This window comes from Acaryochloris sp. CCMEE 5410 (assembly GCF_000238775.2).
Lineage (GTDB): Bacteria > Cyanobacteriota > Cyanobacteriia > Thermosynechococcales > Thermosynechococcaceae > Acaryochloris.
Window position 1 is genome coordinate 324,587 of sequence record NZ_AFEJ02000003.1, and the last position, 12,513, is coordinate 337,099.

At 45.6% G+C, this 12,513-nt stretch carries 12 protein-coding genes; 6 read left to right on the forward strand and 6 right to left on the reverse strand.

What is annotated here, in order from left to right; all coding sequences use genetic code 11:
• Positions 1-147 precede the first annotated feature (147 nt).
• From ON05_RS31760 to tnpA, 6 genes are all read right to left on the reverse strand, one after another.
• Positions 148-1,281 carry an RRXRR domain-containing protein gene (locus tag ON05_RS31760; RefSeq protein WP_010474818.1) on the reverse strand — a complete coding sequence of 378 codons (1,134 nt, stop codon included), beginning with the start codon at positions 1,279-1,281 and terminating at the stop codon, positions 148-150.
• Positions 1,282-1,591: 310 nt separating this feature from the next.
• Complete coding sequence (locus tag ON05_RS31765; RefSeq protein WP_010474819.1) at positions 1,592-2,032, reverse strand: hypothetical protein; 441 nt, start codon at positions 2,030-2,032, stop codon at positions 1,592-1,594.
• A gap of 5 nt (positions 2,033-2,037) precedes the next feature.
• Positions 2,038-2,778, reverse strand: coding sequence for a hypothetical protein (locus tag ON05_RS31770; protein ID WP_010474820.1), 741 nt, complete (start codon positions 2,776-2,778; stop codon positions 2,038-2,040).
• Between the two features lie 44 nt (positions 2,779-2,822).
• Positions 2,823-3,200: a hypothetical protein gene (locus tag ON05_RS31775; RefSeq protein WP_010474821.1), complete on the reverse strand. Its 378-nt coding sequence runs from the start codon at positions 3,198-3,200 to the stop codon at positions 2,823-2,825.
• Positions 3,193-4,290, reverse strand: coding sequence for a ParM/StbA family protein (locus ON05_RS31780; RefSeq protein WP_029315267.1), 1,098 nt, complete (start codon positions 4,288-4,290; stop codon positions 3,193-3,195). The genes ON05_RS31775 and ON05_RS31780 overlap by 8 nt, the downstream gene beginning before the upstream one ends.
• Before the next feature lie 426 nt (positions 4,291-4,716).
• Complete coding sequence (tnpA, locus tag ON05_RS31785) at positions 4,717-5,073, reverse strand: IS200/IS605 family transposase (RefSeq protein ID WP_050857485.1); 357 nt, start codon at positions 5,071-5,073, stop codon at positions 4,717-4,719.
• A 61-nt stretch (positions 5,074-5,134) separates the two neighbouring features.
• Here tnpA and ON05_RS31790 point away from each other — a divergent pair, with 61 nt between their 5' ends.
• The 6 genes from ON05_RS31790 to ON05_RS31815 all read left to right on the forward strand — a co-directional run bounded on the left by ON05_RS31790 (position 5,135) and on the right by ON05_RS31815 (position 12,513).
• A complete protein-coding gene (locus tag ON05_RS31790) occupies positions 5,135-6,337 on the forward strand; it encodes an RNA-guided endonuclease TnpB family protein (protein ID WP_010474824.1) in 1,203 nt (400 codons plus the stop codon).
• Between the two features lie 174 nt (positions 6,338-6,511).
• A complete protein-coding gene (gene mobF / locus ON05_RS31795; RefSeq protein WP_071826364.1) occupies positions 6,512-8,509 on the forward strand; it encodes a MobF family relaxase in 1,998 nt (665 codons plus the stop codon).
• Positions 8,510-8,524: 15 nt separating this feature from the next.
• Positions 8,525-8,986 (forward strand): hypothetical protein, encoded by a 462-nt coding sequence (locus tag ON05_RS31800; protein ID WP_010474828.1) that lies wholly within the window; start codon positions 8,525-8,527, stop codon positions 8,984-8,986.
• Positions 8,986-9,981, forward strand: coding sequence for a hypothetical protein (locus ON05_RS31805; protein WP_010474830.1), 996 nt, complete (start codon positions 8,986-8,988; stop codon positions 9,979-9,981). The genes ON05_RS31800 and ON05_RS31805 overlap by 1 nt, the downstream gene beginning before the upstream one ends.
• A 276-nt stretch (positions 9,982-10,257) precedes the next feature.
• On the forward strand, positions 10,258-11,535 hold the full coding sequence (gene iscB / locus ON05_RS31810; RefSeq protein ID WP_010474832.1) for an RNA-guided endonuclease IscB: 1,278 nt from the start codon (positions 10,258-10,260) through the stop codon (positions 11,533-11,535).
• Between the two features lie 312 nt (positions 11,536-11,847).
• Positions 11,848-12,513 (forward strand): M48 family metallopeptidase, encoded by a 666-nt coding sequence (locus tag ON05_RS31815; RefSeq protein WP_029315269.1) that lies wholly within the window; start codon positions 11,848-11,850, stop codon positions 12,511-12,513.

A 12,513-nucleotide genomic window follows, 5' to 3' on the forward strand; every position in this document is an offset into this window, starting at 1 on the left:
AATGCTGGTACTTGTAGCATCCAGGATTGCACTGGTAATGCATTCCTTATCAACTGACAACGCGGGAATCCCCTTCCTACACTTTGCAGGTCGGGGAGGGAGAGTGGCTAGGCTGAGGGGATCGATCCCCCGAAGACTGGTAATCATTTAGATAACGCATAGCTTGTTCGATCTCCGAATCATTGATATTTGTTTTAAGCCGTACTGCCCTAGACGTTTCCAATTGACGTCATAGACCGAGACCTTTTTAGATTTACTGGTATCAGTGAAGCCTCCAACCCAGCCTGTAATAACCTGACCTTTAGTGGCAACCTGCACCTTATCCCCCGCTCGAAATCCAAAAGGGGTAACAGTTCCACCCTTGCGCTTACGAACACCACCTTTGCCGGGATTATCGAAGTGCAACGCTCTTCTAAAATAGGCAGGCCGGGTAATGATCCGAAACTCTGAAGGGGTAGTCTCTACAGAGCCGCGCCATTCATAACCATGCTCGTCAGTAGTCTGGACAATCTTGTACCTAACAAACTGACTAGCAGCCAAGGCAATACCATCGACGGCATGAGCCTCTGGCATCTGAGCTTTCTTGTCTGTGCATTTAATTAGGCTCAAGTGTTTACGGATCTGGCTGGTGCCGTTGCCATCTTTTTGCCAACCATGACGCTTGATAACAGGAGCAATGACTTCTAATTGCTCCATTGCCCAGTATTGTGCAACCATCACTGGTGAGAATCCCTTGCCTGACCTTGCACCCATGCGACCTGATGTTCTATCTACATCCGCCTTAACGACTTCATAGATAATCGAAGTGATAGGAAAAATCTTAGAGAGTTCGGTGATTACCCGAATCTCCATTAGCCTGGACGCTTTGATAGAAGGGGGGAGCTTGGATTGACGACGATTGCTAAACCGTTTCTGTCGATGTGCTCTAAGGTGAAACGCTATCTTGCGGTTGATGCGTCGTCCTCGCCTAACTCGACGCTGTAATGCCTTGCCTCGAACATTTTTGATGACTTTGCCATTTTTGATGACGGTAGCTCCCAAGCGTTCTTTAATCCGCTGGAAAGGTAAAACTAGGTGAGCGGTATATAGGGTGAAATGAGCAGATTGAACAGCGATACCTGAATAAGACGTGCCAGGGTCACAGCCTAAATGAATAGGTTGGGTTTGGGTGCCTGATGGATCTGCTGTGAGCTGAATGTAATAGATGCCAGCATCATTCCATTTACCGACAGCTTTGCCATCTCTGACCATGCGACGAGCACGGCTAGGTTTGGTGGGCATTAGCGGCTCACCTTCTGGTGATATGACTGGTATTCTTAAAATCATTGTTGGAGATAATCCTCTAATGAGTTGTGTGTCCCTACGACCACTGAATCCAGGATTTTCTAGCCTTTACGCTACGCCTTTTCTCAGAAGGCTTGTAGAGTGTCCGAGTTTGGGAAACGCCCGGACCTACGTACCTGTATTCAGCTCATGGTCTAGTCATGCTTTAGTGATCGGCTGAGACCGATCAAGCCCCTTCCTCAACCCTCAAGGGCAGGGAGGGGTCATGACTTAGCTCATACCAAGTAATTTCATCATTTATCTCTGGTTACTCTTTTTCATCCAGTTCTTTATTGGGCTGCACCTCGCACAAAAGACCTTGATCAAATGCCTCACACTGAGAACGGGGTAAGTCATTGATGGTTAGCTTAGGCGATCTAAAGCGTAATCGGTAGCACAGATCTCCTGAACTTCCACAAACTGAAATTTGGGGTGTATTCAGACCTAAAATCCAACCCGCTCCCAACACAGTCGCTAAAGACACTACATAAAACCCCCATGAACCAGCTACCCGAGTGCATTCTCTGGAACACCAATCAAAAAACTCTTTGAATTTACGGATTTGAGTGTCCCTGAGCCGTTGCCGCTCCTGCTGGACGTTGATCCATTCCTGACTGGCATCCAGTAATTTTTTTGCCTGCAACCGGGCTTTGTCCGCCACACGAACGTCAATCGTGTTACGCTCCAGTGCTAGCGTCTCTTCAATCACCCGATCTATCCATTCTCGGAGGCTTCTGGCAATGCATTCTGCTGCTGCGGTTGGAGTGGCAAAGGTTCGGCCCCCTTCAAAGGGGCTGACCCATTTCCCAAGTGTTGCTGTAATTCTACGGTTAAAGCTTCAAGTTCTTGAGTATGTTGATCAGAACCTAGATGAGTCGCCAGTCGCTGTGTTAACAAGGGCACGAGGTTACTTGCAGAACCTTGAGCTGCATGGTCAACAAGATTAAAGACTAACTGGTCTCCAGTCTGCCTTACATTGGATGCGACAGGATACAAAGGATTCTGATTGGTATTGAAGTGAATCGCTACATCAGCAAGAGTCTTGTCTTCAGTCAGAACAAGTCTAACGCCTTCATAAAATTTTGCCGCTTCTTCAGGACTGTAAGCCGGTTGCTCTGTCAACCCACAAGCTTGCAGGATCTCAACGGCAGCGGACAGGGTGACCGATGCGATCGCTTGAGCCTCTTTCAACATGTCAGGCATGAGGATTGGCTCAACGGGTGGCTGTTCTTGCGGCTGCTCCTGCTGTTTCTCCTTTTGGTAGAGTTCCTTAGCCTGCTCATAGGTCTCCACCCGACCATCTGTAAAGTAGGAGTTTACTTTTTTGAACTGTTCCTCATCTTCATCGGTTAATTTCTTTTTTTTAGCCGAGAATCCAATCACATCGAGCAAGGCATCGACTTGATCGGGCTCTAATCCGTAAATTGTTGCTAAATCATCTCTTGTACAAGCCATAGTGTTTCCTCTTGGATAGTAGTTGAGTAGTTGATGTTGAATGATCAAAGAAGAGCGCTGCCGATCAAATCATCATCAACACCGGACATTAGACTGGACATCGGTTGATCACGAGGGGAAGTATCAGTGCTTTGGGAAGAAGGTGTAACATTGGCCGCGTTTTCAATACCAAAGGTTTGGCGAAGATAGTAACAGTGACTCTCTAGCTCTCGGATAGAATTCAGTGCTGCTTGGCGGACCTGGGCTGGATCATTACCAAGGGCTTGTAGAGCAAAGGGATGCCAGTAGGCAAAAGTCGGAACTAGCAACATGCGCTTACTATCAGGCCAGACGGTTTGACTTGATTTGAGGTATTTGAGCGTAGTGGCGTAAGGCGAGTCACTGCTCACTTGAATACGTGACTGAAAATCATAACTAGGCATTTACGGGAACCTTTGCACTGTACAAGATATAGAAAAAGGCTTTGGGATCAGCTAATCGGATACTAAACGCATTCTGCTTTACCCAATCTCCGTGGTGTTTCTCGATATCCGTAATAATTTGCTCACACCAGCTTGTCTCAGCCTTACTAAATAGGGAGTTAAGCTCTCGTTGAAAATAGAATGCAGTCCCACCAGCAAAAATAACTTCGTCAACAGAGGATGGAATTTCCCGCTGCAATAGGTCTTCCATGGCAGCCCAATACTCAGATCTGGCATCCAATGCTGCCCTTTGAACTTGGTTGAGTGTTTGCTGTTTCAAGTCCCTGTCTTGGATTGAAATCAACTCCTTTAGTGCCTTTAGACTGACCTTGGACCCAGCCTCATAGATAGTTGCCGCAATATCTTGGTCAGCTTGTCCCGGCAAGAAGGGTTTTACAGCTTGGACAATTTTTATAAACCCCAAGTCGTTAGTGATCCCCTTGATCAATACCCCCCGATCCATCAGCAAGATAGAGACATTTCTAAAACCAATCATAATCACACAAACCTGGCGTTGCTTGAGACTGAAGCCTGACTGCCGACCCCGGAAAAACAAGCCAAACCCTTCTGGCTTGCAGTCTAAACTCTCAAGCTCAAAGCTAAGTTGTTGCCCCCTAAACTTAAAGTCTTGGATGGCCTCAAGCAGTGAGCGTTCAAACAATGCTCGATGCTCGTACTCGGACCAGGGCAACAGGAGTCCCAAACGGACTGCTGAACCGTTTGGTAGTTTCTTGCGCTGAGCCAGAATTCCAATAATTGCCAATACTTTATACAACGATTGCACAAACTTAGGCTCAGACAATCTAAGGTCTGTGTGAAATGAAAATTGCCGTGCGAGAAATCCAACCGCTCGACAATCATCTTGGTACTCAACCCATGCTGAATTTTGCGGTTCAGCATGACTGAACTGCCCTAAGCTGGTCAATCGTTGCTTGGAAACTTTGGCGACTTCTGGCTCCATCAATAGGAGTCCTGGTTTAAACTCACTGAGCGTGTAATAAACTTTGCCCAGTGATGAACCAGGATCGAAGGCGATAGTAATATCTGCCACGATTCTAATCTTTTGTATTTGTAGTAGTCGAAGGTTTGCTGCCAGCCGCTGAACCAAACGTTGGCCAACAACACTGAAATCATAGTTGAATTTTTTTGAGTTGGCAAATATCAGGATAATTCTAGGGGAAGGATATTCTATGGACCTTTGAAGTATGAACACAGGTAACTTCAAGGAATACTCAAGGTCTGATTAGGCTTATCTTTCCTTTACATTTAGATATTGGAAATATCAGGATAGAACTAGGAAAATACAAGGAATCTATATGTTTGTAATGAGGATGAATAAAGGAAAAACCAACGATTTTCAGTGAAGCGGCTATGTAAGTCACACCTTTTTTTAATCATAATTACATATCTAAAATCATGACCCACACAGTACGCAAATTTATTTTGACCAAAGATCTGGGATACAATCCCCGTTCTTCTAAGACGACTTTTCTTGATTTTGGATATATTGCTTCAATACTTCTGAAGGTGCCCCACCCACTGAGCAGACAAAATAGCTTGGACTCCATAAACTCTGTTGCTGGGGCTTCTGTAATCCAGCTTGGCCATATCGGCGACTAGAAACTTCCTTGAGTGAATTCACTATTAGAGACACAGATAGCTTAGGCGGATACTCAATCAATGCATGAACATGATCGGCCTTACCTTTGAACTCTAAAACCTGAAAATTCATTTTTTGAGCGACGGATCTAAAGGCATCCTCAATCACATCTAGTCCTTTAGCCTCAAAAACCTTCTTCCTGAATTTAGTCACACAAATCAGATGAATTTTCAGGTCAGAAACACTGTGTCTTTCCGTTCTTAGCTACTAAGTACAAATGTACTATAATAGAGTCATGAAGCTACGCTATCGGTATAGAGTCTATCCAACACAAAACCAGCAGACCAAATTGGCTCAGCTATTTGGTTGTTGTCGCGTTGTTTGGAATGATGCTTTGGCATTAGTGAAGCAATCTCAGGAGTTTCCCAAAAACTCAGACCTTCAAAAGAGTTGCATCACTCAGGCTAAGCGTACTGAACAGAGGTCATGGCTTAAGGAAGTATCTAACATTCCTCTGCAGCAATCTATTGCCGATTTAGGCGTTGCTATCAAAAACTATTTTGATTCCCAAAAGGGCAAACGCAAAGGGGCAGCCATAGGTTTCCCTCGGTTTAAGAAAAAAGATAACCGCCAATCTGCCCGATTCCGTAAGGGTGGATTCTCCATCAAAAATGGCAAGGTCTATTTGACAAAGATCGGCCACTTAAAGACGAAATGGTCAAGACCTCTACCGAGTGAACCTAGCTCCGTCACAATTATCAAAGACCGCAGGAATCGCTATTTTCTTAGCTTTGTGGTTGAAGCTGAGGTGCAGAGTTCACCTGCTCCCAATGATGCCGTTGGCGTAGACTTGGGCATCAAAACCTTTGCTGTTTTGAGTACTGGGGAAAAGATTGATAGCCCCAGCTATCAAAAACTCAACCGTAAAATCAGACGGTTTCAACGACGATTATCTAAACGATTAAAAGGGTCTAAGCGAAGAGATTTGGCCCGATTGAAAGTGGCTAAGCTCAAAGCAAAACTCAGGGACACTCGCAAAGACTTTTTGCATAAGTTGTCTTCTAGGCTAATTAACGAAAACCAAGTGATTGCTCTAGAAGACTTGAACGTCAAAGGGATGATCAAGAATCGTCGCCTGTCTCGTGCGATTAGCGAAGCGGGTTGGTCTGAGTTTCGGACGATGTGTGAGGCCAAGTCCCAAATGAACAGCCGTGAGGTTCGTGTCATCAGTCGTTGGGAGCCAACTAGCCAGTATTGCTCAGATTGCAGCTATAAGTGGGGCAAGTTAGATCTATCTGTTAGAGAGATTATCTGCCTTAGTTGCGGAACTCTTCAGGACAGAGATGGCAATGCTGCCACAAACATAAAGAATGTCGGGGTAGGGCATACCCACGACACTAAATGGACAGGGAGTGGGTGTAAGACCGATGTATCGGCTGTCTGCGATGAGCTGTCCACCCATCTAGTAGATGAACAGCTTGTGCTGTTTGCTAGCTAGAGAATCCTCGTGCCTTTAGGCCGGGGAGGATGTCAAAATGCGCTAAACTAAAGACCAGCTTTTTGATTGAATCTGCTTGCCACACTTTGCGATCGCGCTTTCGTTTCCGATTGGAACGAGTGTAATTTTTTTGCAGAGGGCAAATAAGATTAGCTGGATAAATACCATTCGTCGATGCTATCCGCTGTTAATGTCAGCCCTGAACTGGCTGCAAGTTACTACTACGCCGAAGATATATCCCCTCGTCAAAATCGATGGGTGGGCCTGGGCGCTGTCAAGTTGGGATTGAAAGGAGAAGTTCTTGAAAACGACTTTCGCAAAATAGCGTATGGTAAGTTCCCCAATGGCATCCGCTTTCGTCAGTACACCCCTCCGAAGGGATGCATGAGTCGAGCCTTTGTAGATGGCACCCTATCTGCACCTAAAAGCGTTAGTTTTTTAGCCTTGTTGGATAAACGCGCTGACGTACAGTTGGCGGTCAATAATGCCGTTGATACTACGCTTGGAGTACTTGAGCGTAATTACAGCCAATGCCGAATCATGACAAACGGCATTAGTCGAACTGTTACCACAGGTAATCTCATCATTGCAGTGTTTGAGCACCATACCAGCCGTGCCCTAGACCCCGAGTATCACCACCACTGCCTAATTGCTAACACCACACAGGCTCCGAATGGTCGGTACTATTCCCTCAAAAATGATGCTTTCTGCAAGCACCACCGGAAACTATTGGGGACCATTTACCAAAATGAGCTGGCCTGGAATCTGAGAAATTTGGGGTTCTCCATCAAGCCGCATGGCAATGGCACCTTTGATGTGATTGGATACACGCGATCGCAGATTCTCCACTTTTCTCAGCGAAGAGTGCAAATTTTGGAAACTGCACAAGGCCCTAGCTGGAAACAGAGGCATGTAGGCAACCTCAGAACTCGAACAGGAAAGCAAATCATACCTGAAGAAGATCTTAATCAGGAATGGGAGCAAAGGGCTGCTCTCATTGAGTTACCTCGGCTCGTTCCCCAGCCACATAGGTTAGCCCAAGTTTCAGATCTGAATCTAGAGTTACCCAACCAAGAGGAAGTAACCCAAGAGCAATTAATCCAAGACACTATTAATCAGCATTTTGGGGAATTTTCCTACTTCACCATCGAGGCCCACGTCAATCAAATTCTTCAACAATCAGGAGAGAACATCAATGCCTACGGAAGCCCAAGAGCTGACTCTTCAAGATATTCACGAACTACTCAACCAGCGGTTAGACCAGTTCGAGCAGAATCAAACTCTCTTTCAGCAGAGCTTAGAACAATTGCTGATCGACTTTCTCAAGCAATTAACCGAAAAGCTGGAGTCAGAAGGGTCCAACGAGCTACAAGAGCTATTAGAACAATTACAGAAAACCTTAGAAACCGTATCGGGACAACTTACAGATCAGGCCAGTACCGAAACGCAGCTTATCAGCTCCATGGCCAACTTAACCGAACAACTGTCCACCTTCAATCCTGGAAATTAGCTCGGGTAATAAGCAAGAGGAAAGTCCATCGTGCTGTGATTGCACATGTTGAACTTGGCAAGCTCAAAACCTTGAATCAGATGCTTCAGCTTCAATCTGGCCAAGTTGCCAAGGGTTTGTCACAACTGGAGCAATCTCTTTACAGAACAAGCCTGAAACTCTACGCAGTGCGGATTTCTAAGGCCGTCATCAAAGTGTCCCACCAAAGACAAATTCGGGAGGTGAAACTACCGGAACAACTCAATCAGAAACTTTATCAAAGGATTATCCAGAAACGGCCTTATCGAAAGATGCAACTTGCGATCGCAAAGTGCAGCAAGCAGCTCTCTCATCAACAGGGATTAGAAGCAGCGAAGTCAATTCGTACTATGTTCCTGGAGGTCGGTGTTGGTCAACAAGTTAGAGGGGGACACACCCTTAACGCGCAATCCCATATCTACAAACTTCAGGGGCAGCAGATCACTGTTGAAGCTAACGATGGGCGTGGACAAATCCTGTCAATACGTGGAGAGACAGTAGAAAGCAACCATTTAACGACTAAGGATCTAAAGGTTTTCCAAAAGCTGAAGCAAAAAGTGGAGAAATCCCTATCTCGCAAACGCGGGGAGCAACAGCCTCCATCGCCAAAATCCACTCGTCAAATTAACCCTATCAAACTTTAAAATCTGGAGGAACTTATGCCTACAGTCACCAACATGAATATTCAACTCGACCCCGATCTTGCCCAATGGACCCGCGACTATGTGACCTTAAAACCTATCCAACACTCATCAGAGGACTTGCAGGCACTGCTTAAACCATTAGGGCTGCTAGAGACTACCAGTTCTAGTGCTGACGATATATTGGCATCAATTGGCATTGCCATGATCTGCAACTATGCAGAGACAGATGGGGGACCAGGCCCGGTAGCGATTAGCCCCACGACCAGTCCAGAAACTGCAAAGCAGCTCCTAGAGACATACCAGCAACCCTCCTATCAGCAGCTTCGCCAGTCGATGGGAGTAACCCATCACTGGATTGTGTTACTGGGTCCAGACTTACTTCATGATTCCAACGAAATGCTGGAGGAAACGTGTGATTGGAGAGTAAACAACGACCCACATCCAGAATGCTCGATCATTAGCTTGGTTTATGACTAATGGCCGATCATCAGAAAGTTGGCCAGGGAACGAAGGCGGAGAACTGGATCAAGGGAGTTGCAAAGGACTATCAAATTCAAGGTAGTATTGCCGCTTCGGTTGAAGATGTTATCAAACTATTTGGGAAATACCACGACCACAAACTGAAGGAGGCAACCTTCAACTTTTCTCAGCGAAAAGAGTTAAAGCCCTACCCCGATGCACTCAATTTTATCGATCAAACCTTACACGGAATTAAAGGACAAAAGACAGCTCTCTCCCGAGATCCACAGTTTAAGCAGACTTTGAAGGATGTGTTACTCGATCAGTGTCTAGCGACTGATTTACTCGTTAAGGTCAAAGACCTCAAAGGACAAGAGCAGACCATTGCGATCGACGTGACGGTTAACCCGAATTCTCTCCCAAGTAAGCTAAACGTCATCCAAGGCAAACATAAGAACTCTAATCCCGGTAAAAAATTTAATACCAACCGAAATATGCCTTTGATGCGTGAACGGCTGGGAATTGATAAGCATATGGTTCTATGCCTTGACAGTAAGCAGTACCCACCCAAGGCTTCAGTGTTAGAGGCTATCTATGCATTTGCTAATGAAGCCAAGAAAACGACGGTTACTGATTTGTCGGATCAGGAGACGTTGAAGCAATTTAAGCCCCCAGAGCCCACGAAAGACGAGAAGACAGCTCTGATAATTGCTGATGCAGCTAGAGGGTTACTAACTGGCTTGAAACTGGGAGTACAAAAAGGGAACGCTTTGGAATTTAAGAGTAAATCTTTCACCTTTCAACAACAGGGCAATACTGTCTCGCTTTCAGCTCCCAACAGAGGTGAAATATTGAGAGTCAAAGACAATATCATTCAGGTGAATAAATTAAATAAAGAGGATATCCAGCGAGGCATGGATATTGTCCAACGAGTAAATAGTAAGTTGCAAAGACCGATTCCTGGTCAGAACAAACCACAACAACGGCTACCATCAAAAAGACTTAAATTATGATGGTGGCATTCTTAACTACTGGCAACAGGGTCAGCAACCTCTATGAGCTAGCGACCCCTCTCTAACGGAAGAGGCTTGCAAATTCTATAGCTGACCATGGCTAAGTCTTAACTGACTACGTTTTTAAGGCCAACTCACCCATAAATGCTTGCCAGTTTGTGGCTCTGAGGTTGGAGATTAAACAGAAGTATGAGGATTAATTCAGTGTCTCCAGCACGACAAACCTTAAAAACATTGCCGAGGCAAACATCACACGAAAGTAGAAGGGACGCAACAATGTCCAACTATGTTTTTGTTATTGATACCAACCATAGACAACTCAATCCTTGTACGCCAGGGGTGGCACGTTCACTTTTGAATGCAACGAAGGCGGCAGTCTATCGACGGTATCCATTCACTATTATTCTCAAGAAGGAAGTTACGGGACCAGTTGAACCTTGCCAACTCAAGATTGACCCAGGTTCTAGAGCAACAGGGTTAGCGATTCTCCAAGGCAATAGAGTTCTCTGGGGTGCGGAACTAACTCATAGAGGCCAATCTATCAAGAACAGTCTGGATTCTCGCCGCTCACTCCGCAGAGGACGACGAGGACGAAAAACCCGATATCGTCAGCCCAGATTTCTCAATCGAACTCGACCAAAAGGCTGGCTAGCTCCCTCCTTAATGCACCGGGTATTGACCACCATGACTTGGGTAAATCGGCTTATCAAGCTTTGCCCAATCCAATCCATCACCCAAGAACTGGTAAGGTTTGATACCCAAGTAATACAAAATCCTGAGATATCAGGTACTCAGTACCAGCAAGGCACTCTTTATCAATACGAGACACGAGAATATCTCCTCGAAAAATGGGGACGGCAATGTGCCTACTGCGGTCAAGAAGACACTCCTTTAGAAGTAGAGCATATTGTTTCCCGCTCTAAAGGTGGGAGTAACCGCGTCTCTAATCTCACAATTGCCTGTGTGTCCTGCAATCAAAAGAAGTCTAATCGTTCTATCGAAGACTTTCTATCGGGCAAACCTGATCTGCTTAAGCGTATCAAGGCCCAAGCGAAAGCACCTCTTAAGGATGCCGCAGCCGTCAACGCGACACGCTGGAAACTGTTCAAAGCGCTGAAAGAGATGGGCCTTCCTGTTTCAGTTGGGACGGGTGGTCAGACCAAATTCAACCGCAAGCAACAGGGCTTACCCAAGGCGCATTGGATTGATGCAGCGGCAACGGGGAAAGACATCCCCGAGCTTGAGTTCTGCACCTGTCAGCCGTTGTTGATTCAATGTTCTGGTCATGGCACACGTCAAATGTGTGGCACAGACAAATACGGATTCCCAATCCGTCATCGGTCGAAGAAGAAGATTCACTACGGCTTCCAGACTGGTGATATCGTCAAGGCTTTTGTCACGCAAGGTAAAAAGATTGGCTCTTATATGGGGCGTGTTTTATGCCGGAAGTCTGGCAACTTCGATATCTCGACAAAAGATGGACGAGTAGCAGGAATCAATCACAAGCATTGCACGCATATTCATAAAAAGGATGGTTACAACTATGCTTTCTAGATTCGTTGATTTGGGGTCTCGTTCGCGAAGCGTCTCGGAACGAAAAACCCCTTTAATTATCGTTCCTATCTCTACCCTCCCTACCGCATCGCTCACGCCCCTCGCTAAAGGAAGGGACTTCCTGGAGGTTCTGGTGAAGGAGGATATCAAGTTAGGCATGGATATTGTAAAAGGAGTTCCCTCTAAGTTGGAAAGATCTATCCCTGGCCAGACAGAACCGCAGCAAAGGCCATCATCCAAGGGACCAAAGTTGTAGTTTGGGTATCTATACTACCCTGCGCTACCATTTCCTTAGCTAACTGGGTGTTGTTAATGATGATCCAAAAACCTCTTTTCAAAGATATTCGGTGGCTCTTTTCCCTTGGAATAGTGGGTTGGTATATCATCTGTCCATCAAAAGGTGTCGCTCAAAATTACCCCAAAACATCCAGGCAATCGACACTGTTGTTGGCACAAAGTAAACCAAGTGCAGTTCAGTATTACGTCCGAGCACAGGAAGCGCTAGCAGATGGTGATTCAGATACTGCAATTAAACTACTCAAGCGAGGACTTCAGCTTAATCCTGAGCCAGGAATGAAAGGCTTAATGAGGCTAAGCCTATTTATTGTTCATCAATATTCTGGAAATCTTAACGCCGGATCACCAAGCGAAACATTGAACAGGAAGGCTATTTTTCATTTAACAGAGGCAATAAAGCTAAATCCGAATGCATTTTGGCCCTACGCCAGACGTGGTGACGCTTACTGTGCCCTCAAAATGGTCCAAGAATGCATTCGTGACCACACCAAGTCTATTAGTCGTAATCCAGACAAAGGTGATGCTTATTGGCGTAGGTCTGTTGCATATGCAGAAATTAATGATTTCAGATCCGCGATCGCAGATCTGAAAAGATCATCATCTTATTATCGGCAAATTGGGAAATCAAAGCAGGCAGAAACAATGGAGAAGCTAATTGAGGCTTATTCAGATGGCAGCTAG

Coding starts and splice junctions, on each gene's coding strand:
- ON05_RS31760 (WP_010474818.1), bottom strand. CDS start 1,281: ATGCCCACCAAACCTAGCCGTGCTCGTCGCATGGTCAGAGATGGCAAA.
- ON05_RS31770 (WP_010474820.1), bottom strand. CDS start 2,778: ATGGCTTGTACAAGAGATGATTTAGCAACAATTTACGGATTAGAGCCC.
- ON05_RS31775 (WP_010474821.1), bottom strand. CDS start 3,200: ATGCCTAGTTATGATTTTCAGTCACGTATTCAAGTGAGCAGTGACTCG.
- ON05_RS31790 (WP_010474824.1), top strand. CDS start 5,135: ATGAAGCTACGCTATCGGTATAGAGTCTATCCAACACAAAACCAGCAG.
- mobF (WP_071826364.1), top strand. CDS start 6,512: ATGCTATCCGCTGTTAATGTCAGCCCTGAACTGGCTGCAAGTTACTAC.
- ON05_RS31800 (WP_010474828.1), top strand. CDS start 8,525: ATGCCTACAGTCACCAACATGAATATTCAACTCGACCCCGATCTTGCC.
- ON05_RS31805 (WP_010474830.1), top strand. CDS start 8,986: ATGGCCGATCATCAGAAAGTTGGCCAGGGAACGAAGGCGGAGAACTGG.
- iscB (WP_010474832.1), top strand. CDS start 10,258: ATGTCCAACTATGTTTTTGTTATTGATACCAACCATAGACAACTCAAT.
- ON05_RS31815 (WP_029315269.1), top strand. CDS start 11,848: ATGATGATCCAAAAACCTCTTTTCAAAGATATTCGGTGGCTCTTTTCC.